This is a genomic window from Achromobacter sp. ACM02, assembly GCF_014851605.1.
Taxonomy (GTDB): Bacteria; Pseudomonadota; Gammaproteobacteria; order Burkholderiales; family Burkholderiaceae_B; genus Achromobacter; species Achromobacter aegrifaciens.
Window position 1 is genome coordinate 326436 of sequence record NZ_JACUZY010000005.1, and the last position, 22833, is coordinate 349268.

Annotated in this window: 22 protein-coding genes; 12 read left to right on the forward strand and 10 right to left on the reverse strand. The window is 67.1% G+C overall.

The annotated features are described in order from the left end of the window. Positions 1-18: 18 nt before the first annotated feature. A complete protein-coding gene (locus IB258_RS17485) occupies positions 19-1119 on the reverse strand; it encodes a transglutaminase-like domain-containing protein (protein ID WP_192352951.1) in 1101 nt (366 codons plus the stop codon). Positions 1120-1258: 139 nt separating this feature from the next. Here IB258_RS17485 and selD point away from each other — a divergent pair, with 139 nt between their 5' ends. Then, positions 1259-2323, forward strand: a complete 1065-nt coding sequence (gene selD / locus IB258_RS17490) for a selenide, water dikinase SelD (RefSeq protein WP_175180392.1) — start codon at positions 1259-1261, stop codon at positions 2321-2323. 22 nt (positions 2324-2345) lie between these two features. Here selD and IB258_RS17495 read toward each other — a convergent pair whose 3' ends face one another. Next, positions 2346-4412, reverse strand: coding sequence for an LTA synthase family protein (locus IB258_RS17495; RefSeq protein ID WP_125473343.1), 2067 nt, complete (start codon positions 4410-4412; stop codon positions 2346-2348). A gap of 95 nt (positions 4413-4507) precedes the next feature. Next, a complete protein-coding gene (locus IB258_RS17500; protein ID WP_054455278.1) occupies positions 4508-5425 on the reverse strand; it encodes a LysR substrate-binding domain-containing protein in 918 nt (305 codons plus the stop codon). Between the two features lie 171 nt (positions 5426-5596). Between IB258_RS17500 and IB258_RS17505 the strand changes: the two genes are divergently transcribed. The 3 genes from IB258_RS17505 to IB258_RS17515 are packed head-to-tail and all read left to right on the forward strand — an operon-like array spanning position 5597 to position 6692. Then, on the forward strand, positions 5597-5806 hold the full coding sequence (locus tag IB258_RS17505) for a DUF2917 domain-containing protein (RefSeq protein ID WP_082401069.1): 210 nt from the start codon (positions 5597-5599) through the stop codon (positions 5804-5806). Between the two features lie 23 nt (positions 5807-5829). Beyond that, entirely contained in the window at positions 5830-6483 is a 654-nt protein-coding gene (locus tag IB258_RS17510) for a 2-hydroxychromene-2-carboxylate isomerase (RefSeq protein WP_054455273.1), read from the forward strand. Positions 6484-6524: 41 nt separating this feature from the next. Then, a complete protein-coding gene (locus tag IB258_RS17515) occupies positions 6525-6692 on the forward strand; it encodes a hypothetical protein (RefSeq protein ID WP_166738452.1) in 168 nt (55 codons plus the stop codon). 30 nt (positions 6693-6722) lie between these two features. Here the strand turns inward: IB258_RS17515 and IB258_RS17520 are convergent, their stop codons facing one another. Beyond that, entirely contained in the window at positions 6723-7100 is a 378-nt protein-coding gene (locus IB258_RS17520) for a DUF779 domain-containing protein (protein ID WP_054455269.1), read from the reverse strand. A gap of 57 nt (positions 7101-7157) precedes the next feature. Then, the gene (gene adh, locus IB258_RS17525) at positions 7158-8687 is read right to left on the reverse strand and encodes an aldehyde dehydrogenase (RefSeq protein WP_192352952.1); all 1530 of its coding nucleotides are present in this window, start codon (positions 8685-8687) and stop codon (positions 7158-7160) included. A gap of 304 nt (positions 8688-8991) precedes the next feature. Between adh and IB258_RS17530 the strand changes: the two genes are divergently transcribed. From IB258_RS17530 to IB258_RS17565, 8 genes are all read left to right on the forward strand, one after another. Next, complete coding sequence (locus IB258_RS17530) at positions 8992-10845, forward strand: sigma-54-dependent Fis family transcriptional regulator (protein WP_192352953.1); 1854 nt, start codon at positions 8992-8994, stop codon at positions 10843-10845. A 156-nt stretch (positions 10846-11001) separates the two neighbouring features. After that, the gene (locus tag IB258_RS17535) at positions 11002-11436 is read left to right on the forward strand and encodes a MaoC family dehydratase (RefSeq protein ID WP_192352954.1); all 435 of its coding nucleotides are present in this window, start codon (positions 11002-11004) and stop codon (positions 11434-11436) included. A gap of 10 nt (positions 11437-11446) precedes the next feature. Further along, positions 11447-11839, forward strand: a complete 393-nt coding sequence (locus IB258_RS17540; protein WP_119451209.1) for a MaoC family dehydratase — start codon at positions 11447-11449, stop codon at positions 11837-11839. Positions 11840-11877: 38 nt separating this feature from the next. Continuing rightward, entirely contained in the window at positions 11878-12855 is a 978-nt protein-coding gene (locus IB258_RS17545; RefSeq protein ID WP_054455259.1) for a tripartite tricarboxylate transporter substrate binding protein, read from the forward strand. Between the two features lie 37 nt (positions 12856-12892). After that, entirely contained in the window at positions 12893-14971 is a 2079-nt protein-coding gene (locus IB258_RS17550; RefSeq protein WP_192352955.1) for a 3-hydroxyacyl-CoA dehydrogenase NAD-binding domain-containing protein, read from the forward strand. Between the two features lie 35 nt (positions 14972-15006). Beyond that, the gene (locus IB258_RS17555; RefSeq protein ID WP_192352956.1) at positions 15007-16251 is read left to right on the forward strand and encodes a CaiB/BaiF CoA-transferase family protein; all 1245 of its coding nucleotides are present in this window, start codon (positions 15007-15009) and stop codon (positions 16249-16251) included. Next, complete coding sequence (locus IB258_RS17560) at positions 16248-16634, forward strand: Zn-ribbon domain-containing OB-fold protein (protein ID WP_192352957.1); 387 nt, start codon at positions 16248-16250, stop codon at positions 16632-16634. Before IB258_RS17555 ends, IB258_RS17560 begins: the two co-directional genes overlap by 4 nt. Then, positions 16631-17803 carry a thiolase gene (locus tag IB258_RS17565; protein ID WP_192352958.1) on the forward strand — a complete coding sequence of 391 codons (1173 nt, stop codon included), beginning with the start codon at positions 16631-16633 and terminating at the stop codon, positions 17801-17803. The genes IB258_RS17560 and IB258_RS17565 overlap by 4 nt, the downstream gene beginning before the upstream one ends. A gap of 9 nt (positions 17804-17812) precedes the next feature. On the opposite strand, the gene IB258_RS17570 is transcribed toward IB258_RS17565, so the two are convergent. From IB258_RS17570 to trpE, 5 genes are read right to left on the reverse strand one after another with little or no spacing between them, the layout of a single operon-like run. Continuing rightward, the gene (locus IB258_RS17570; RefSeq protein ID WP_054455250.1) at positions 17813-18676 is read right to left on the reverse strand and encodes a LysR family transcriptional regulator; all 864 of its coding nucleotides are present in this window, start codon (positions 18674-18676) and stop codon (positions 17813-17815) included. Positions 18677-18695: 19 nt separating this feature from the next. Continuing rightward, positions 18696-19484, reverse strand: coding sequence for an indole-3-glycerol phosphate synthase TrpC (gene trpC, locus IB258_RS17575; RefSeq protein ID WP_192352959.1), 789 nt, complete (start codon positions 19482-19484; stop codon positions 18696-18698). Continuing rightward, positions 19481-20512 (reverse strand): anthranilate phosphoribosyltransferase, encoded by a 1032-nt coding sequence (trpD, locus tag IB258_RS17580; RefSeq protein ID WP_054455246.1) that lies wholly within the window; start codon positions 20510-20512, stop codon positions 19481-19483. Before trpD ends, trpC begins: the two co-directional genes overlap by 4 nt. Positions 20513-20524: 12 nt before the next feature. Beyond that, positions 20525-21091, reverse strand: a complete 567-nt coding sequence (locus tag IB258_RS17585; protein WP_054455244.1) for an aminodeoxychorismate/anthranilate synthase component II — start codon at positions 21089-21091, stop codon at positions 20525-20527. 56 nt (positions 21092-21147) lie between these two features. Beyond that, positions 21148-22668: an anthranilate synthase component I gene (trpE, locus tag IB258_RS17590; protein WP_054455241.1), complete on the reverse strand. Its 1521-nt coding sequence runs from the start codon at positions 22666-22668 to the stop codon at positions 21148-21150. Between the last annotated feature and the right edge of the window lie 165 nt (positions 22669-22833).

Consider the following 22833-nt stretch of genomic DNA (forward strand, 5'->3'; position numbering starts at 1 on the left):
GGTGGGCAGCAGGCGGACTCAGAGGGAAAGCGGCCTGGCGCTGAGCTTGTAGCTGAAGCTGGCGGGATCCAGGCTGTCCAGCCGGCCGTCCGAGGTTTCGCCGTTGGGATACATCAGGAAAGGCACGGGACCGTGGGCAGCGCCCGGCAGGACCACGTCGTGGCCGTGGTTGTATGCCACCCAGTTCATCTCCCAGGCGCCGAACAGCATGACGCGCGCGGCGCGAACCTTGGCATCGGTCAGCGGCAGTTCGCCGGGCGGCTCTTCCAGCATGACCTTGCGCACATCGGCAGGGTCCACCGGCACCCAGCCGTAGCCCGCGGCATAGAACTCGGCGCGGCAATGCTGCGCCTTGGTGACGTCGCCCGCCTTGCCCAGGCTTTTGTAGCCGAACTCGGAGTCCGCCACCCGCAGGCCATAGGCATCGCGGGCCGGTATGCCGGCGGCGCGGGCCAGTGCGACAAACAGGGAGTTGATGTCGGCGCACTTGCCGTTCAGATCATTGGCCGTGAGCATGTAGCGCACGTCGCCTACGCCGCAGCCGCGGGTGGACGCGGTTCTGCAGGTGTTCTCGACCACCCATTCGTAGATGGCGCGGGCCTGCGCCAGATCGCCGCGGTGGCCGCGGGTGATGCGGTCGGCGGTGCTCTTGACGATGCCGTCGGTAGGCAGCAGCGCGGTAGGCTGGAGGAATTCGCGTAGCGCGGCCGCGCTTTCACGGGGGACGGCGGCCGCGGGCGGCTGGCTCAGGTCCACGCGCCGGTTGCGGGTCTGGAAGCGGCTGGTGACCGTGACCTGGCGCGGCGCCTGCGCGTCCGGCCATTGCACGGCCAGCATCTGCACGCCGTAGCCGGGCGCCTGGGTCAGTTGGGCCACGCCGCCGCCGCTGACCTGCCAGGCGCTCTGCGCGCCGCGCTGGTAGGCGGTGTCAGTGGCGTAGGGTACCGGGATCCAGATGCGCGCATGCGCGCCCGGATCCTGCACGGTGATGTCGGTGGTCAGTTCGAAGGCGCGCCATCCGGCGCTGACAGGGGCGAGTCCCGCGTGCGCCGCCCTGGGCAGGGCCGCGCTGGCGGCGCACAGGGCGCCCGAGAAACGGAGGAAATGTCGGCGATCCATATAGCCCTCACTCACGGTGAAGATTGGCTGTCGGTGCGCCCGGGGCCGGGCGGCCGTCCGTTGCTGCGTGCTGCCGGATCATCATAGGGCCAATCCCGGGGGCGGTGCTATCCTTTTCCACTGACCTATGGAGATTCAGATGACCACCCAGGATGTTGCCAGCGCGGCGGTGCCGCGATTGACTTCGCTTTCGCACGGCGGCGGCTGCGGCTGCAAGATCGCACCCGGCGTGCTGTCCGAGCTGCTCAAGCGCTTCGGCCCGGCGGTCAGCTACCCTGATCTGCTGGTGGGCACCGAGACGGCCGACGACGCGGCGGTCTATCGGCTGAACGACGAGCAGGCGCTCATCGCCACCACCGATTTCTTCATGCCCATCGTCGACGACCCCTACGACTTCGGCCGCATCGCCGCGACCAATGCGCTGTCGGACGTCTACGCGATGGGCGGCACGCCCATCATGGCGCTGGCCATCGTGGGCATGCCGATCAACGTGCTGCCGCATAGCGTCATTGCCGACATCCTGCGCGGCGGCGAATCGGTCTGCAAGGACGCCGGCATTCCGGTGGCCGGCGGCCACAGCATCGACTCCGTCGAACCCATTTACGGCCTGGCGGCGATGGGCCTGGTGCATCCCGGCCGCATCAAGCGCAATGCCGACGCGCGCGCTGGCGACGTGCTGATCCTGGGCAAGGCATTGGGCGTGGGCATCCTGTCGGCCGCGCTGAAGAAGAACCGGCTGGACGACGCCGGCTACCGCGCCATGATCACCGAGACCACGCGTCTGAACCGGCCGGGGCCTGCGCTGGCCGCCATGGAAGGCGTGCACGCCATCACTGATGTGACGGGCTTCGGCCTGTTGGGACATACGCTGGAAATGGCGCGCGGCGCGCAGCTGACGGCGCATGTGCGGCGCGATGCGCTGCCCTGGCTGCCCGGCGTGCAGGCCTTTGCCGCGGACGGCGTCATCACCGGCGCGTCCGGCCGCAATTGGGCTTCCTATGGCGCGTCCGTGCGCCTGGGCGAGGGCGTGAGCGACACGGAGCGGGCCTTGTTGACCGATCCGCAGACCGCTGGCGGACTGCTGGTGGCTTGCTCGCCGGACGCCGCGCAGGCCGTGCTGGACCTGTTCCGCCAGCACGGCTTCGAGCAGGCGGCCATCATCGGCGACATGCGGGCGGGCGAGCCGGAAGTGCGCGTCGACTGAAGGCCCCTGGCTGGCCTGGGCGCTAGCGCGCCTGGCCGGCGCGGCCCAATTCCTGCACCTGGTAGTTGATCTGCCAGTGCAGCAGCTCCGTGTAGGCGTTCAGGCGAACCTGCTCCGCCCATTGTTCCGCCGTCGCGTCCTGCTCTTCCTCCAGCGCCAGCCCTGATGGACCTGCCCAGGGCAGGATGCGGCCGGGCTTGTCCGGCCGGAATACGCCTTCATCGGTCAGCAGCACGTGCTTGCTGTTGAAGCCGAAGCACCAGGCCGGATCGGGCTGGGCGGCCAGCAGGTCGCAGCCACTGCGGAAGTAGGCTGTTTGCGGCAGGCTCAGGTGATACAGCGTGGGCAGAATGTCCTTGTGGCTGCCCACGCGCGCCGGGTCGTAGCGCGCCTGTGCCCGGTAGGCCGGCGGCACGTACAGGTAGAACGGCACCGCGCGCGCCAGCGCCGCGTCCTTCGGGTCCTGATAATCGATACCCAGGATGTTGTGGTCGCCGGTCACGGCGACGATGGTCCGGGACGCATAGTCCGATGCCTTCAGGCGCGTCAGGAAGCGACCCAGCTGATCGTTGGCGTAACGCAGCGTGTCGAATGCGGCAGCCAGCGCATCCCAGGTCTTGAAGTAGGGCAGGCTGGCCACATCGTCCAGGGGCAGGCCGCCGCGCTGCCCGCCGTCGGGCACGATGAACGGCGGATGGTGAGTGGTGGACAAGGCGATGATGAAGAGCGGCTGGCTGTCCTGAGTGCCTTGCGCCAGCCGTTCTTCGATATAGCGGAACATGTACTCGTCCGGTACGCCCCAGGTTCCGGTCCGTGCTTGGGGATAGCGCACCTTGAGGGTCTGCTGGTCCACGAATTCATGTGCGCCCAGCTTGGTGGCGAAGACGCCGAGGTTGCGCCATGTGGCGGCGCCGGACGTAACGAAGACGACCCGGTAGCCGCGCTGCAAAAAGGGCGTGAAGGCATTGCTGGCGAATGGCGCGTCCACCGCCGACGATTGGCCGACGGCCGCAATGGGGCTACGCACCAGCAGGAGGCTCAATGATTCGATGGTGCCGTTGCCTTCGGCCACGAAGCGCTCGAACACCCAGTCCTCGCTCCAGTGCGGACGCAGCGCGCCGAGCACGTCGCGCCCCGGACGGTCATACGAGTTCAGGTGTGCCCCCATGCTCTCCATGACTTGCAGCACCACGTGCGGAGGCCGCGCCGCAGCCGCCGGATGGGGCCCGGTTGCGGCCATGAAGGGCCGCAGGCCAACATCCGGCCAGCCCAGGAAGCGCTCATAGAGCTGGCGCCCCTCTCGCAAGGTGACGGGTTCGAAGCGCTTGTCGTTGCCGCGGTCGGACAGGGCCCAGGAAAAGGCAGAGACGCCATTGGGCGCGATGTCGTTGAGCAGGCGCAGCGACGAGATGCTGGTGTCGTCCTTGTTGAGCGGAAACTTGCCCAGCGATCCTCTGCAGGCCAGCACGGTGACGCCTATGATCAGCGCAAACCGCAACAGGCTGGGGATGAACGCGCGGCGCTTGAACAGCATGCCTTGCACCCAGCCACGCCAACGGCGGCCGAGCCACCAGGTTCCCGCCAGCACCGCCGCCAGCAGCAGGCCAGCCTGCGCCAGCGGGTAGCCATGCCACAGGGTCATCAGGATGGCCTGGGTGTCGTCGTCCACCAGCCCGAACACGAAGATGTCGATCGAACGGGAAAATGTGGCGAAGTAGAAGACGCTGATGATCGTGATGGCCGCGAACAGCGTCGCCATGGCTGCGCCCAGCCCCGGCAGATGGCGCTGCCAGCGCCGTTGCAGGCCGGGTCTGGCCGCCGCTGCCATGGACAGCAGCAGCAGCGCCGAACAGGCGATGCTGGCGACCTTGATGTCGAACAGCAGCCCTGTCGCCAGGGTGCGCCGCACGTCCTGCGGCAACGCGTCATAAGTCCCCGGCGCGGCATAGCGCAGCAGCAGGTAGCCGCGCCCGGCGCTTTGCGCCAGGACGCTGATCAGCCAGGGGGCCAGCAGGACCAGAAAGGATCGTTGAAAATTGACGAACCAGTCTTGCCACCCGAACGCCGGACGGAAAAGCCTAATCAACATCTTGGGAGCAGGGTTACGGACCAGCGCCGCAATCTACCGGAGCAGCCATCCCAAGTTATGAAGATCTGTATGGATTTTGTAGCGCGGCGCGGCGCCTACACGGTCAGGTCGCGCGCGGTGGCTTCGGCCTGTTCGATCAGCCAGCGCGTGACGACCTCGGCGTCCGGCGTGGCGCGGCGTGTATTGCGCACCAGCCAATAGGCGTGCTCGGTGGCGCTGGCGGCCTGGCCGCCGACGGCCTCCAGCCGTTTGTCCGCCAGCATCGGCGCGATCAGCGCCAGCCGGCCCAGCGCGATGCCGTGGCCCGCCAGCGCCGCGTGCACGATCTGGTCATACTGGTTGAAGCGCAGCATGCCCCGGGCGGGCACCCGGGCAAGGCCGCGCGCATTCAGCCATTCCGACCATTGCAGCCAGGGGCGCGTCGGGTCGTCGAATTCCAGCAGCACATGGCGTTGCAGTTCCTCGGCATCCAGCAGGCGGGCCTTGAGCGAGGGGTGGGCCACCGGCACCACCGCCTCGCCGAACAGCCAGGCCGCGCTGTCTGGCACGCCATCGCGCAGGCTGTAGCGAATGGCGATGTCCACGCTTTCGCGGTCGATGTCGATCAGCCGGTTGTCGGCCGCCACGCGCACGTCGATGTGCGGATGCGCCGCCTGGAAGTCCCCCAGACGAGGCAACAGCCACAGCGAGGCCACCCCGATGGTCGTGGTGACGGTAACGGGCGTGCGGCGCTCGGGTGCGCGCAGCTGCTCGGTCAGGTCGCCCAGCTGGCTCAGCCACACGTCGGCCATTCGGAACAGCTGCGCGCCCTCGGAGGTGAACGACACGCTGCGGAATCCGCGCACCAGCAGGGCCACGCCCAGGTGGGCCTCCAGCGCCCGGATCTGGCGGCTCACGGCCGACTGGGTCACATGCAGATCCTGCGCGGCCAGCGTGATGCTCATGCGGCGGCCGACGGCCACGAAGCCTCGGACCAGATCAAGCGGCGGGAGTTTGGCCAGCGGATATGGCATTCGTAAAACTCATGCGTATCGGACGGAAATGTCGCTTGAGCAATAGTACCTCCAGGGCGTTCAATAGGACTCAGACGACGGGTGTAAGGGCGCAAAGCCCGGCAATCCGCCGCGATCGCCGCCGCCGCGGCCCAGGGGTACGCCATGATCCAGGTATGTTGCACTGCGGGAATGTCATTCCGTTTGGCCGGCGGCTCGACTATGCTGCTCAAGCACGCCTCGGGCGTCCGCATCGTGTGTCACGCCGGCACCTTGTGGCTCTCCGAGTACCGGCGCTTCGATGACAGCGTGCTTCAAGCCGGGGATTCCATCACCGTCGGCAGCGATCGCGATGTCGTTCTCAGCGGCCTGCCGGATGCGCAGGTCGCGCTAATTTCGTAGCAGCTTGCCCCGGAGCTCCAGTCATGACCGCGTCCCTGCCCGACACGCCCCGCATCGAGATGTGGTTCGATTTCGCCAGCCCGTACAGCTATCTGGCCATCGAACGCATCGACGCCCTGGCACAAGAGGCCGGGGTGCGGGTCGATCTGCGCCCTTTCCTGCTGGGTCCTATCTTCCAGGCCCAAGGCTGGAACGACACGCCTTTCCGGCTGTTTCCGGGCAAGGGCGCCTACATGATGCGCGACATCGCCCGCCTGGCCGAAAAGTACGGGCTGGTCTACAACCGTCCCCGCCTGTTTCCGCGCATGAGCGTGCTGCCCGCCCGCATCGCGCTGCTGGGGCAGGACGAGCCCTGGGGCCGCGATTTCTGCGTGGCGGTGTTCCGCGCCAATTTCCAGCACGACCTGGACATCCAGTCCGAGGACGTGGTGCACGGGCTGCTGACGGACCTGGGGCTGGACGCCGCGGCCCTGATCGCCCGCGGCAAGTCCGAAGCCGCCAAGGAGGCGCTGCGCCGCCAGGTCGACCGTGCCCGCAACCTGGGGCTGTTCGGGGCACCCACGTTCTTTGTGGACGGAGAGATGTTCTGGGGCAACGACCGCCTGGAAGACGCGCTGGAATGGACCCGCCGCGAGGCGCCCGCCAGCGCCTGGAATGCATCGGCCACGCGCGCCTGAGCGCCGCCCAAACAAGTTTTTTCGTCAACCCAACTTCAGCAATGAAAAACGCCAGCAGTGCCTATCGCGGCGCGCCCATGCCGGGCGGCCGTTCGTTCACGCAATTCCGGGCCGCGCGCATCCGGCGCGTGTCGTTCCAGTGGAAACAGGCCGCAGCAGTCGGCATGCCGGACAAGGGGAGTCCGCAAGGCGGCTCGCGGGGCCGCTAGGGCCCCGCGCCAAACGCCGGCAGGGGCCAGTCAGCCCTTGCTGACGGGCGCCACCCGCGCCCACTCCTCGTCCGAGTACAGCCGCGAACGCAGCAGGAAGCGCTTGCCTTCCGCGCTGTCCAGCGAAAACGCGCCGCCCCGGCCGGGCACGGCGTCGATGATGAGCTGGGTGTGCTCCCAGTACGCGAACTGGTCCTCGCCCATGTAGAACGGGCAGCCTTCCAGTTCGCCGAGCAGCACGTCCGAACCGCCCACCATGAATTCGCCCTGGGCGTAGCACATGGGCGAACTGCCGTCGCAGCAGCCGCCGGACTGGTGGAACATCAGCGGGCCATGCTTGGCCCGCAGGGTCTCGATCAGGCTGCGCGCCTCGTCGGTGGCGACCACGCGCGGCGTTTGCTCTGCCATGTCAGGCTCCTTTGAGGCGCGCCGGGCCTCGCGGCCCGGCGCCAGGCCATGGCGGGGTCAGAAGAAACCCAGCTTCTTCGGCGAGTAGCTCACCAGCAGGTTCTTGGTCTGCTGATAGTGGTTGAGCATCATCTTGTGGTTCTCGCGTCCGATGCCCGATTGCTTGTAGCCGCCAAACGCCGCATGCGCCGGATAGGCGTGATAGCAGTTGGTCCACACGCGGCCGGCCTTGATCGCGCGGCCCATGCGATAGCAGGTGTTGGCGTCGCGCGACCACACGCCCGCGCCCAGGCCGTAGAGCGTGTCGTTGGCCAGGGCCAGCGCATCGTCGGCATCCTTGAAGGTCGTCACGGCCACCACCGGCCCGAAGATTTCCTCCTGGAACACGCGCATCTTGTTGTGGCCCTTGAACACCGTGGGCTGCACGTAATAGCCGCCTTCCAGCGCGCCCTGCATCTGCGCGCGCGAGCCGCCGGCCAGCACGTCGGCGCCTTCCTGCTTGCCGATGTCCAGGTACGACAGGATCTTCTCCAGCTGCTCGGTGGATGCCTGCGCGCCCAGCATGGTGTCCGCGTCCAGCGGATTGCCTTGCTTGATCTCGGCCACGCGCTTGAGCGCACGTTCCATGAACTTGTCGTACAGGGATTCCTGGATCAGCGCGCGGCTGGGGCAGGTGCAGACCTCGCCCTGGTTCAGCGCGAACATGACGAAGCCCTCGACCGCCTTGTCGAGGAAGTCATCGTCCTGCGCGGCCACGTCGGCAAAGAAGAGGTTGGGCGACTTGCCGCCCAGTTCCAGCGTGACCGGGATGATGTTCTGCGAGGCGTACTGCATGATGAGCCGGCCGGTGGTGGTCTCGCCGGTGAAGGCGATCTTGGCGATGCGCTTGTTGGACGCCAGCGGCTTGCCGGCTTCCAGGCCGAAGCCCGTGACCACGTTCACCACGCCGGGCGGCAGGATGTCGCCGATCAGTTCCATCAGCAGCAGAATGCCCAGCGGCGTCTGCTCGGCGGGCTTGAGCACCACGCAGTTGCCTGCGGCCAGGGCCGGCGCCAGCTTCCATGCCGCCATCAGGATGGGGAAGTTCCAAGGAATGATCTGGCCGACCACGCCCAGCGGTTCGTTGAAGTGATAGGCGACCGTGTCGTGGTCGATCTCGGACAGCGAGCCTTCCTGGCTGCGGATGCAGGAAGCGAAATAGCGGAAGTGGTCGATTGCCAGCGGAATGTCGGCGGCGCGCGCTTCGCGGATGGGCTTGCCGTTGTCCCAGGTTTCGGCCGTGGCCAGGCGTTCCAGGTTCGCCTCCATTACATCGGCGATCTGCATCAGCATGCGGGCGCGCTGCGCGGCCGGGGTCGCTCCCCATTTGGGCGCGGCGCGGTGCGCGGCGTCCAGCGCCAGTTCAATGTCGCGCTCCTTGGAGCGGGCATTGCGCGTCAGCACCTGGCCCGTGACCGGCGTGACGTTGTCGAAGTATTCGCCGTCGGCGGGCTTCTGCCATTTGCCGTCGATGAAATTGTCGTACTGGGTTTTCAGGTCCAGGCGGGTGCCGTAGGAGTCGGGGGTGATGCGGGTCGCGATGTCCATGCTTGTCTCCGGTATTGTGGGGGTGCGGCAGTCGGCTGCCTGTCCCGTATCAAGCAAGGAGCGTGCCAGTCGGTGCTTCCCCGCTGGACAGCCCGCGGCTTGCATGCGAAAGTAGGTTTCAGAACGGGCAATATGCAGTAGAGCCCCTCGAGGGCCGGCCCGCCGCCGGGCCGTCCCAAGGCGGGCCAGTCCCCTTGGGGGCAGCAAGCCCGCGTAGCGGGTGCGGCGTGGGGGCCTTCCCTGTCGCTTTTTGCGACATCGTCGCGGAACAGGTGTCGCAGAACGCCTGTCCCAGGAGACATGCATGGCCACTCAATCCCGTCAGCATGCGCTGACGCAAGCGCGCCTGCTGTTCAACCAGCAAGGCGCGGTGCCCGGCGGCGTGGTCGCCGAGCCCATCCTGCGGTCTTGGCGGCGCTGCGCCGACCTGGGCTTCGACATGCGCGGCGTGCGCCGCGCCGAACTTATGACCCAGGGCGAGCTGCGCGAGGCCCAGCAGCGCAACGAGGCGCTGCGCCGGCTGTCCGAACCCGCTATGTCCATGCTGCGCCGTCAGGCTGGCGGCAGCGGCGGCCTGGTGATCCTGTCCGATGCCCAGGGCCTGGTGCTGGATTCCGACGGCGACACCGGTTTCGCCCAGCGCGCCTCGCGCGTGGCATTGATGCCCGGCGCGCCTTGGGACGAAGCGGCGGCAGGCACCAATGCCATCGGCACCGCCCTGGTGGAAGGCCGGCCCATCGCCGTGCACGGGGCGGAACACTATTTCGAACCCAACCGCATCCTGACCTGCGCTGCTGTCCCCATTACCGACAGCGAGGGCCGCACGCTGGGCGTGCTGGACCTGTCCAGCCCGGCGCGCGACCTGCGGCCCGACGTGCTGGAACTGGTGCGCGCCGCCGTCGACCTGATCGAGCACCGCTTGTTCGAACAAGCCTACGAGCAGCACGCCGTGCTGCGGCTGCATGTGGATCGCTCCGGACTGGGCGCGCCCGGCGAGGGCTTGCTGGCCTTCCAGGGCGACCTGCTGATCGGCGCCAACCGCCGCGCCTTGCAGGCGCTCGGCCTGGCGCCCACGGCTCTGGGCGTGTACCGCTACGGCGACGTGTTCGACGGCGACATGGAACGCTGCCCCGACGCGGCGGGCCGGGTGCAGGCGCGTTCGGGCGTCGTGTACCACGCGCGCTTGCGCTGGCCGCGCTCGCGCGCCCCGCAGGCGCCGTCACTGCCGCCCGCGGCCGGCTCGCGCCCCGCTGCGCCGAGTTTCGATGCCCCAACCCTGGGCGCGCTGGCGCGCGCCGTGCACTTGTCGGATGCGGGTGTGTCGATTCTGCTGCAAGGCGAAACCGGCGTCGGCAAGGAAGTGTTCGCGCGTCAGCTGCATGCGCGCAGCAAGCGCGCCTGCGGGCCGTTCGTGGCGGTGAACTGCGCAGCGTTGCCCGAGAGCCTGATCGAATCCGAACTTTTCGGCTACGAAGACGGCGCCTTCACCGGCGCGCGGCGCCAGGGCAGCAAAGGGCTGCTGCGCCAGGCGCACGGCGGCGTGCTGTTCCTCGACGAGATCGGCGACATGCCGCTGATGCTGCAATCGCGCCTGCTACGTGTGCTGCAGACGCGCGAAGTCTCGCCGTTGGGCGCGGCGAGGCCGGTGGCCGTGGACTTTGCGCTGGTATGCGCGACGCACCGGCCGCTGGCCCATGAAGGGCCCGATGCGCCGGTGCGCCCGGACCTGTATTTCCGCATCGCCGAATACACCGTCACGCTGGAACCGCTGCGCGCGCGCGCCGACCGCCTGGAACTGCTGCGCGGCCTGTGGGCGGCGCAAGGCGCGGGGCCGGTCCTGCCGCCCGACATCGAAGCAACCCTGGTTGCGTACGCCTGGCCCGGCAATTACCGGCAACTGGTGGCCGTGCTGCGCACGCTGCACGTGCTGGCGGGACCTGCCGGTGTCGTCGAGGCCGACATGCTGCCTGCCGATATCCGTGGCGCGGCGCCACCGCCGCCCGCTGCGGGCGGCGATGACCCGACCAATCTGCAAGCCATGACGGACGCCGCGATCCGCGACGCCCTGGCCGCCCACGGCGGCAATGTCAGCCGCGCAGCGCGCGCGCTGGGCGTACACCGCAGCACGCTTTATCGCCGCCTGCCGCGTCCGGCCTAGCGGAATTTTCCGTTCCTTGCGCGCGGCGCTGCGCCGGTGTTTGCCACGTGTACGCAAGGCGTGCACAAAAACTATCTTTTGAAGATAGGTTAACTATCCCAGCACACGGGAAGAACTGCTTACGATGCCCGCATCCCCTTCAACCCAGGTGATGACATGGCAAGCAACGAGCTGTTCTACGACGACTTCGAAATAGGCCGTCTCTTTCCTCCCAGCCGCTACAGCATCGGCGCCGCAGACAGCGACGCTTTCATCGGCACCTTCGAACACACTCCGGTCCTCGACGGCAGCGGCCGCGCCGTATTGGCGCAAGGCGGCGCGCCCGTGCGCAGCGTGCATCCGGTGCTGGTCGGCAGCTTTCAACCGCAGCACGCGGCCTTTGCCTGGCCGATTGGCGTGCTGCACGCCCGCGAGAAAGTCCGTCTGCTGGCGCCCGTGTATCCAGGAGAGGAGCTGGAGGCCAGCGTGCTGGTGAAGGACAAGTACCTGAAGAACGACAAGCGCTTCGTGGTGCTGGAGATCACCGTCCGCAAGCTGGAAAACGCGCGCGTCGCTCTGGTGGCGGAGCGCAGCCTGGTTTGGCCCAACTGAGGAGGCCGGCATGGAATTCAAGGTAGGCGACAAGTTCCGTAGCGTTGCGCGCGGCGCGGAACAGGAAGACATCAACCGCTTCGGCGCGCTGCACGGTACCACCGGCAGGACGCACACCGATCCCGAATATGCGCGCAACAGCGTTTTCGGCGGAGTCATCGTGCAGGGGGCGCTGGTGATGGCGCCAGTTCTCGACATGGCCGCCGATCTGCTTGGCGATACGTGGCTCGACGGCAGTGAGATCGAGGCGAAGTTCGTGGCGTTCACGCGGCCGGGGGAGGCCGTGGACGTTGCATTCGAAGTGACCCGCAGCGAACCCGGATGGCTGGAGCTGGCCTACGCCTGCACCCTGGCTGACGGAAAGAAGGTCCAGGTGGGAACCATCACCCGCCGCCGCGGCTGAACCCGGCCGCAACACATAACAAGCATAAGGAGACAATCTTGAAACGCATCCTGCAGAGCCTTGCCCTCTCTTGCGCGGCCATGGCCGCGACGGCCGCCTGGGCCGCGCCGTATCCCGACAAGCCTATCCGCATGATCGTGCCGGCCGCGGCCGGCGGCGCCGCCGATACGCTGGCGCGCATGATAGGCCGTGGATTGACGGAGAAATTCGGCCAGCCCGTGGTCATCGAGAACAAGCCCGGCGCGGCCGCCATCGTGGGCATGTCCGCCATCGCCAAGGCGCCCGCCGACGGCTACACCCTGGGCATGACCTTCTCGGGCGCGATGTCCATCAATCCTTCGCTGTACCAGCAACTGCCCTATGACCCGGTCAAGGACTTCGCGCCCATCACCATCGTGGCGGTCTCGCCCCTGGTCATTGCCGTCAGTCCCAAGCTCGGACCGAAGTCCCTGGGTGAATTCCTGGCCCTGGCTAAGAAGGATCCTGGCAAGCTGACCTTCGGGTCGGCCGGCACCGGATCGACGCAGCATCTGTCCATGGAACTGCTTAAGTCGACTGCGGGCGTGGACATGCTGCACGTGCCTTACAAGGGCAGTTCGGCGGCGCTGGTCGACGTGCAGTCGGGCCTGATCTCCGCGGTCAGCGACAACGCGATCACGTTGGTGCCGCTGATCCAGTCGGGGCAATTGGTGCCTCTCGCGGTCGAAACCGCGCAGCGCATCCAGTCGCTGCCCGAGGTGCCAACCGTGGCCGAATCCGGCTATCCGGGATTCCAGGCGGCAGGCTGGTATGGACTGCTCGCGCCCGCCGGCACGCCGCAGCCGATCGTCGCGCAACTCAACGCGGCGCTGCGCGAGATGGTGGACAAGCCCGACTTCACGCAATGGCTGCGGCAACAGGGTATGGAGCCGCAGACCGATACGCCCGAGGGCTTCGGGCGTTACATCAGCCAGGAAAAGGACAAGTGGGCCCAGGTCATCAAGACGGCCAAGGTGCCGCTGCAGGCATCGCGCTGAACACCGGCGGCGAGGCCGCCATCACTCCAGGACAACCATGCAAGCCGTAACTTCCACGCTTAGCGGAAACATCCGCGTCATCGTCATCGATAACCCTCCGGTCAATGCCACGTCCCAGGCGGTGCGCGCCGGCCTGCTGCATGCCATGGAGCAGGCGGCAGGCGATGACGATACCCGGGCCATCGTCATTGCCTGCGCCGGCGCTACCTTCGTGGCCGGGGCCGATATCAAGGAGTTCGGCAAGCCGCCGCTGGACCCGCACCTGTCGCAGGTGATACACGCCATCGAATCCAGCGCCAAGCCGGTGGTCGCGGCGATCCACGGTTCCGCGCTGGGCGGGGGGCTGGAACTGGCCCTGGGCTGCCACTACCGGGTGGTGGATGCGCGAGCCCGCCTGGGCCTGCCCGAGTCCACCCTGGGTATCATCCCCGGGGCGGGCGGTATTCCTCGGCTGCTGCGCCTGGCGGGCGTCGAGAAGGCGCTGGACATGGCTGCGGGCGGCAAACCAATAGACGCGGCCGAGGCGCTGGAAGCCGGTTTGGCGGACGCGTTAGCACAGGAGGATGTCCGGGCCGCCGCCATTGCGTACGCCCAGCGCTTGCTGGCGGAGGGCCAGGGCGCGCGGCGCACGCGGGAATTGCCGGTTCCGGCCTGCGAACCTCAGTTGTTCGAGGCCGCACGCGCCAGGTTCCAGGTCAGCCATCGAGGCCAGTTGGCGCCGCAGGCTTGCATCGACGTGGCCATGCGCAGCGTCGCTTCGAGTTTCGAGGACAGCGTGGTCTATGGCCGTGAGCGTTTCCGGGAACTGGTGGCGTCGCCGCAGGCGCAAGCCTTGCGCCACGCGTTCTTCGCCGAGCGCATCGCGACCAAGCCCGCCGGCCTGCCCGCCGAGGACGCGGCGCCGGTGCGCAAGGCCGGCGTGGTCGGCGCCGGCACCATGGGCACGGGCATCGCCATGTGCTTTCTGAATGCGGGCATCCCCGTCGTGCTGGTCGAGCAGAACGAAAAGGTGCTGGCGTCCAGCGTCGAGACCATAGGCAAGACCTATAGCAACGATGTGGCGAAGGGCCGCATCACCGAAGCCACGCAGCGTGCGCGGAACGGCGCGCTGACGCCGACGCAGCAATACGAGCCGCTGTGCGACTGCGACCTTGTGGTGGAGGCCGTCTTCGAGGACATGGGCGTCAAGCGGCAGGTACTGGCCAGCATCGAAGAGAACCTGCGGCCGGATGCGCTGATCGCCACCAACACCTCGTTCCTGGACATCGATGCGTTGGCGGCGGACCTGCGCCGCCCGGAGAGCGTCGTCGGCATGCATTTCTTCAGCCCTGCCCACATCATGAAGCTGCTGGAAAACGTGCGCGGCGCGCGCAGTTCGCCGCGCGCGCTGGCCACGATCCAGGCCTTGGGCAAGCGCCTGGGTAAGGTGGCGGTAATGGTGGGGGTGTCCGATGGTTTCGTCGGCAACCGCATGCTGGCGCGACGCACCCGCGAGTGTTACTTCATGCTGGAGGAAGGCGCGTTGCCCGAGCAGGTCGACCGCGTGCTGTGCGAGTTCGGCTTTCCGATGGGACAGTTCCAGCTGAACGACCTGGCGGGCCTGGACGTGGCCTGGCGCAACCGCCAAAGCCGGCTGGACCGTTTGAGCCCACGCGAGGTGGCCTGCAACATCCTGGACGAGATCGTCGCGGAGGGACGGCTGGGGCAGAAGACCGGCGCAGGGTTCTATACCTATGATGCGCAGCGCAAACGGTCGGTGGACCCGGCCATTTCCGAACTGATCGTGCGCAACGCGGAACGGCGCGGCATCAGGCGGCGCGAGATTTCCGACGGAGAGATCCTGGAGCGCTGCCTCTACGCCATGATCAACGAGGGGGCGCTGATCCTGGAGGAGGGCGTCGCCAGCCGGCCGGAGGACATCGACACCATCTGGCTCAACGGCTACGGCTTTCCGCGGTTCCGCGGCGGCCCGATGTTCCATGCGGACCAGATCGGCGCGGCGCGCCTCTGCGAGCGCATCCGCCATTACGCCAGCCTGGCAGGCGAGCAGTACTGGACGCCCGCGCCGCTGCTGCTCGCCCAGGCGCGCGACGGCGGCGGCTTTTACCCTCGCTGAGGCTTTCCCTTCCGTCATCCACGTACACACATCCTATGTCTAACAGAGAACCTCCGCTTAGCGGCATCACCGTGCTGGACATGACCCGCATCATGGCGGGTCCCTGGTGCACGCAGAACCTGGCCGACCTGGGCGCCGAAGTACTGAAGATCGAACGCCCGCTATCGGGCGACGACACCCGCGGCTGGGGGCCGCCCAATCTGATGGACGCCGAAGGCCGGCGCACGCAGGAGTCGGCGTATTACCTGGCCGCCAACCGCAACAAGAAGTCGTTGGCCCTGGACATCGCAACCCAGGCTGGCGCGGACGCGGTGCGCCGGCTGGCAGCCGGATGCGACATCTTCGTCGAGAATTTCAAGGTGGGCGGCCTGCGCAAGTACGGCCTGGACTACGCCAGCCTGCGGGAGCTGAACCCGAGGCTCATCTATTGCTCCATCACGGGTTTCGGGCAGGACGGTCCCTACGCGGAAAAGCCCGGTTATGACTTCGTGATCCAGGCGCTGGGCGGTCTGATGAGCATCACTGGGGAAAAGGACGCGCTGCCTGGCGGCGGTCCGCAGAAGGCCGGCAACGCCGCCGCCGACCTGATGGCGGGCATGTACGCCACCAGCGCCATCCTCGCGTCGCTGCATGAGCGCGGCCGCAGCGGCCTGGGCCAACACATCGATATCTCCATGCTGGATTGCCAGGTGGCGGCGTTGGGCGTGCAGAACTTCAACTACTTTCTGTCGGGCGAGGTGCCCCGCCGTGAAGGCAACGCGCATGTCAACCTGGCCCCTTATCAGGTGTTCGAGGCGGCGGATGGGCATGTGGTGCTGGGCGTTGGCAACGACGGTCAGTTCCAGAAATTCTGCGCCGCGGCGGGCCGGCCCGATCTGGCTGAAGATGAGCGCTACCTGACCAATACCGGGCGCGTGCTCGCCAAGGGCGTGCTCATTCCCGAACTCGAGCGGCTGTTTCTCACGCGAGGCCGCGACGAATGGGTCGGCCTGCTGGATGCCGCAGGCGTGCCGGTAGGCGTGATCAACGACATCGCCCAGGTTCATGAGGATCCGCAGGTGCGCGCCCGCGGCCTGAAATTCTCGTTGCCGCACCCAGTCTGCGGAAGCGTGCCGCAGGTCCGCAGTCCGATGCGTTTCTCGGAAAGCCCGGTCGCCTACCGCAACGCGGCTCCCTTGCTGGGAGCCGATACGCAGAGCGTCCTGAGCGCCAGGCTCGGATGCAGCGACACTGAAATCGCGGCGCTGCAGCAGCCCGCAAGCCAGGGAGAATCGCGATGAACAGCGCAGCCGCCAATGCAGGCACCCAGAAGCAGTACTTCGACCACCTGGCGCAGGGCCGCTTCCTGATCCAGCGCTGCGCCGATTGCGCGCGGCACGTGTTCCAGCCGCGCGAAATCTGCCCACATTGCGGCAGGGAGGCGCTGACCTGGGTCGCACCGACGGGGCGGGCCATTGTCTACAGTTGCACCACTGTCGCGCGCAAGCCCGAGGCCGGCGGCGACTACAACGTTTCGCTGCTCGATCTGGAGGAGGGCGTGCGGATGATGTCCAACGTCGTGGGCATGCCGCCTGACCAGGTGCGCATCGGCATGGCCGTAAGGGCCGTAATCGGCGAACGCGACGGCGCCGCCGCCGTGTTGTTCGAGGAGGCGCAGCAATGAACTACCGGCAATTGCGGGGTAAGACGGTCATCGCCGGCGTTGGCCACTTCGGCCTCGGCCAGGCGCCGGGCTACACGGACATGGAGCTGCTGGTGCGGGCCGCCCATGCGGCGGTGCGGGATGCGGGCTTGCAGATGCGCGACATCGACGGCATCGCGACCTCCAGCGTGGCGGCCAGCATGTGGCCTATGTCCGTCATCGAGACCCTGGGCATCCGCCCCACCTACATCGATGGAACCTGCCTGGGCGGCTCCAGCTTCATGTCATACATCCTGGCCGCGGCCCATGCGCTGGATTCGGGGCAGTGCAATGCCGTGCTGGTCTGCTACGGCAGCGCGCAGAAGACAGCTGCCGTCGGACGCTCGGCGATTGCGGCCACGCGCAAGGCGCTGGACCCTCAGCCCTACGAAATGCCGTATGAACCTTTGAATCCGCCCAGCGCCTACGCGCTGGCCGCCAGGCGCCACATGCACGAGTTTGGCACCCGGCGCGAGGATTTGGCCGAAGTTGCGGTGGCGGCGCGCCGCTGGGCGCAACTCAATCCCGAAGCATATTCGCGCGATCCACTATCAATTGATGAGGTGCTGAGCGCGCGCCGGGTATCGGATCCGCTGACTGTCCGCGATTGCTGCCTGGTGACGGATGGCGCGGGCGCCTTCGTGATGACGCGGGCCGACCGCACCCGGGATCTGCCACAGCCTCCCGCCTACATCCTGGGCAGCGCGACCGCCGTATGGAACCGCCAGATATCCGCGATGGAGAGCCTGACCACCACCGCGGCGCGCCAGTCGGGCGCGCTGGCGTTCGAAATGGCCGGCTATCGTCCAGCCGACATCGACGTGGCGCAGCTATACGACGCCTTCACCATCAACACCATCCTGTTCCTCGAAGACCTGGGATTCTGCGCCAAGGGCGAGGGCGGGGCCTTCGTGCGCGGCGGCGGCATTGCGCCGGGTGGCAGGCTGCCGGTGAACACAAACGGGGGCGGGTTGTCCTGCGTCCATCCGGGCATGTACGGGGTGTTCCTGGTGATCGAAGCGGTGCGCCAGTTGCGCGGCCAGGCGGGCGAGCGCCAGGTCCGGGATGCGCGCCTGGCCCTGGCGCACGGCAACGGCGGCACGCTGTCCAGCCAGTCCACGGTCATCCTGGGCGCCGAGGGAACCTGCTGAGGCCCCGCCTCAGGCGGCCCGCGCGATCTCGTAGATTTCCTCGATCAGGGCGGCGCGGACCGATTGCCGGTTCCATAGCAGGCCGACGCTGCGGAAGTGCTCGTCGTCCGGCAGGGGGATCTTGCGCAGCCCGGAGTCCGGGCGCAGTTCGCCTGCGCCGTCCGGCACCAGGGACACGCCCAGTCCCTGGCCTACCAGCAGCGCGATGACCTCGATGGAAGCGGTTTCGATGCGTATCTTGGGCCGTATGCTGTGCTGGCGGAAGTAGTTGGCGGCGAGCTGCCCGCCCCACAGCTTGCGGTCATAGCAGATCAGCGGATTGGCGCGCAGCAGCTGGTGCGGGTCGGTCTCGGCGAGCGAGGCCGGCGCCAGCACCACCAGCGGCTCGTCACGCACCCGGCGCCATTCCAGGTTCTTGGGCATCTGGAACTGCGGCTGCAGTATCAGTGCCGCGTCCATCTCTCCGTCGCAGATCTTGCTGTAGAGATTGACGGAATAGCCCTTGACCAGGCTGATTTCGAGATTGGGATGCCGGTCGATGAGACGCGCCAGCAGCGTGGGCATCAGCGTGGTCATGGCCGAATCGAACGCGCCCAGGGTCAGGTGGCCGAACACCACCGGCCCCTGGGACGCGGCCTTCAGGTTGCGCACCTCTTCCATGACGTGCTTGGCCTGCGCCAGGATCTGCGCGCCTTCGACCGTGGGTTTGACGGTGCGGCCGGAACGCACCACCAGCTTGAAACCCAGTTCGTCCTCGACCTTCTTGATGCGCTGATTGACCGCCGCCGGTGTCAGGCCGTTCTTGCGCGCAACCTCGGCGATCGAACCCTGCTCGATGACCTGGATGAAATTGAGCAGGAAGGTGGTGTCCATGGGCTCCCGGGCCGGCCGGTCAGCCCATCAGGCGCGCAAGTTCCGCGCCCGGATCCTTGGCGCGCATGAAGGCTTCGCCCACCAGGAAGGCGTCGACCTTGTGCTGGCGCATCAGCTGCACGTCTTCCGGCTTGAGGATGCCGCTTTCGGTCACGACGCGCTTGCCCGCGGGAATCCGGGGCAGCAGGTCCAGGGTGTTCGACAGGCTGGTCTCGAAGGTGCGCAGGTTGCGGTTGTTGACGCCGAGCAGCGGCGTCTTCATGGTCAGCGCGACGTCCAGTTCCTTGGCGTCGTGCACTTCCACGAGCACGTCCATGCCCAGTTCCATCGCCAGCGTTTCATAGTCGCGCAGTTGCGCCGGGCTGAGCGCGGCCACGATCAGCAGCACGCAGTCCGCGCCCATGGCGCGCGCGGCGATGATCTGATAGGGATCGATCACGAAGTCCTTGCGCAGCACCGGCAGCGAGCAGGCCGCGCGCGCCTGGCGCAGATGGTCGTGGGAGCCCTGGAAGAACTGCACGTCGGTCAGCACCGACAGGCAGGCCGCGCCGTGCACCGCATAGGTGGCGGCGATTTCCGGGGGATTGAAAGGGTCGCGCAGCACGCCCTTGGACGGCGAGGCCTTCTTGATTTCGGCGATGACGCCGGGCTTGCCTTGCGAGATCTTGTCTTCGATGGCTTGGGCAAAGCCACGCACGTCCTGCCGCGCCTGCGCTTCGCGCAGGACTTCGGCTTCGCTGCGCATCTGGCGAGCGGCGGCGACTTCCTCGGCCTTGACGGCGAGGATCTTCGCGAGAATATCGTTCATTTCAGGAATTTCCGGGTATATGCGCAGAATTCTTCCAGCTTGGCTCGCGCCGCGCCGGTGGAGATAAGTTCAAATGCTAGAGCCAATGCCTCGGGAATGGAATCGGCCTTATTGCCAGCATAAATGGCGAGTCCCGCATTGAGCGCGACGATGTCGCGGGCGGTGCCCTCGACATTTTCGAGCGCCTCGATGACAAGCTCGCGCGATTGTTCGCGATTGGACACCTTGATGCTGCGGTTGGACATCATGGATAGCCCGTAGTCCTCGGGATGGATCTCATATTCGAGGACCTTTCCGTCCTTGAGTTCCCCGACCAGGGTGGCGCCGCCCAGCGAGGCCTCGTCCATGCCGTCCTTGCCGTGCACCACCAGCACGTGGCGCGAACCCAGGCGTTCCAGCACGCGCACCTGGATGCCGACCAGGTCGGGGTGGAACACGCCCATCAACTGGTTGGCGGCGCCGGCCGGATTGGTCAGCGGGCCCAGGATGTTGAAAATGGTGCGCACGGCCAGTTCCTTGCGCACGGCGGCCACGTTCTTCATGGCGCCATGGTGGGCGGGCGCGAACATGAAGCCGATGCCGGTGGCCTGGATGCACTCGGCCACCTGTTCGGGTGTCAACACCAGGTTGGCGCCCAGGGCTTCCAGCACGTCGGCGCTGCCGCTGGACGACGAGGCGCTGCGGTTGCCGTGCTTGGCGATCGGCACGCCGGCCGCCGCCGCCACGAACATGGCGGTGGTGGAAATGTTGAAGGTATGGCTGCCGTCGCCGCCGGTGCCGCACATGTCCAGCAGGTCGGCGGGGTTGGGCGTGACCACGGGCGTGGCGAATTCGCGCATGACCTGTGCGGCGGCGGTGATTTCGCCTATGGTCTCTTTCTTCACGCGCAGGCCCATCAGCAAGGCGCTTGCGATCTGCGGCGACATTTCGCCGCGCATCAGCATGCGCATGAGATGCAGCATTTCGTCGTGGAAGATTTCGCGGTGTTCAATGCAGCGCGTCAGCGCTTCGGCGGGGGAAATAGTCACGATGCGTCCTTCTTAGGCGAGGTTCAGGAAATTGCGGAGCAGGGCATGGCCGTGCTCGCTGAGCACCGACTCGGGATGGAACTGTACTCCGTATAGCGGCAGGGTCTTGTGGCGCACGCCCATGATGTCGCCGTCCGGCGCGGTCGCCGTCACGGCCAGGCAGTCGGGCAGGGTGGCGGGGTCTATGGTCAGCGAGTTGTAACGGATCACGGTGTACGGGGTGGGCAGACCGGTGAAGATGTCCGTGCCGGTATGCGAGATCTGCACGGTCTTGCCGTGCATGATCTGCTGCGCGCGCACGATGTCGCCGCCGTAGGCCGCGCCGATGGCCTGATGGCCCAGGCACACGCCCAGGATGGGCTTCTTGCCCGCGAAGGCCTGGATCACGGGCACCGAGATGCCTGCCTCGGCCGGCGAGCAGGGGCCGGGCGACACGCAGATGCGGTCCGGGTTCATGGCGGCGATCTCTTCCAGCGTGATCTGGTCGTTGCGCGCCACGCGCACGTCTTCGCCCAGTTCACCGAAGTATTGCACCAGGTTGTAGGTGAAAGAGTCGTAGTTGTCGATCATCAACAGCATTTAATTCTCCTGTGGGGCCGCCCGGCGGCCCGGATATGTCCGGTGGGGGCGGGGCCTCAGATGGGCTCGTCCAGGCCGTGCTGCACCTGTTCGGCTGCGCGCAGCACCGCGCGGGCCTTGGCTTCGGTTTCGGCCCATTCGGCTTCAGGGTTGGAATCGGCCACGATGCCGGCGGCGGCCTGCACGTACAGCGTGCCGTCCTTGATGACGCCGGTGCGGATGGCGATGGCTACGTCCATTTCGCCGCCGTAGCTCAGGTAGCCGGCCGCGCCGCCGTAGATGCCGCGGCGCACGGGTTCCAGTTCGTCGATGATCTTCATGGCCTCGACCTTGGGAGCGCCGGTCAGGGTGCCTGCGGGGAAGGACGCGCGCAGCACGTCCATGCTGCTCATGCCCGGGTTCAGCGTGCCGGTGACGTTGGACACCAGGTGCATCACGTGCGAATAGCGTTCGATCACCATGGTGTCGCTGACCTTGACCGAGCCCACCTGGGCCACGCGGCCCACGTCGTTGCGCGCCAGGTCGATCAGCATCACGTGTTCGGCCACTTCCTTGGGATCGGCCTTCAGTTCGGCGGCCAGGGCGGCGTCTTCCTCGGGCGTGCCGCCGCGCTTGCGGGTGCCGGCCAGGGGACGGATCGTGATCTGCGACTTGGGTTCGCCGTTTTCCACCACGCGTTCCTGGCGCACCAGGATTTCCGGCGACGCGCCGACCACCTGGAAGTCGCCGAAGTTCCAGAAGTACATGTAGGGGGAGGGATTGAGCGACCGCAGGGCGCGGTAGAGGGAGAGGGGGGAATCGCGGAAGGGCTTGGCGATGACCTGGCCAATCTGCACTTGCATCAGGTCGCCGGCGGCGATGTGTTCCTTGGCGCGGTGCACGGCCGCCAGATAGTCTTCCTTCTTGAAGTCGCGCCGCTCTTCGGTCTGCATGCTGGCGTGGCTGTAGGGAATTTCCACCGGGCGTCGCAGTCGGGCGCGCAGGTCGTGCAGGCGCTGCTGGGCGCGGCTGTAGGCCTCGGGCTGGCCCGGGTCCGCGTAGACCATCAGGTAGATGCGGCCGGCCAGGTTGTCGACGATGACCAGCTCGTCCACGTGCATCAGCATCAGGTCGGGCGTGCCGCCTTCCATGCCGGCGGGGAACGGCTTGACCGCCGGGCCCAGGCAGGGCTCGATGTGGCGCACGGTGTCGTAGCCGAAGTAGCCCGCCAGGCCGCCGCAGAAGCGCGGCATGCCGGGACGCAGGGCGACCTTGAAGCGGCTCTGGTATTGCTCGATGAAGGCCAGCGGATCGCCGTCATGGGTTTCGGCGACCTTGCCGTCGTGCAGCACCTCGGTGCGGGTGCCGCTGGCGCGGATCACCGTGCGGGCCGGCAGGCCGATGAAGGAATAACGGCCGAAGCGTTCGCCGCCCACCACCGACTCCATCAGGCAGGTCATGCGCCCGCCCTGGGGGCCGGCGTGCGCCAGCTTCAGGTAGATGCCCAGCGGGGTGTCCAGGTCGGCATAGGTTTCGGCGACCAGCGGGATGCGGTTGTAGCCTTGTGCGGCGAGGGCCTTGAATTCGATTTCGGTCATGTCGGGTCTCGTGAGCGATTTATCTGCTATCGGACCAGGCGCGCAACAAAAAAGCCCGGTCCAGGTTACTGGTTCCGGGCTTGGCTCTGTGTTTACACAGCTACGGCACTAGGCGGCATACGCGTCCAGGGCCGGGAGGGATCATCGCCACCCGGAAGACAAACG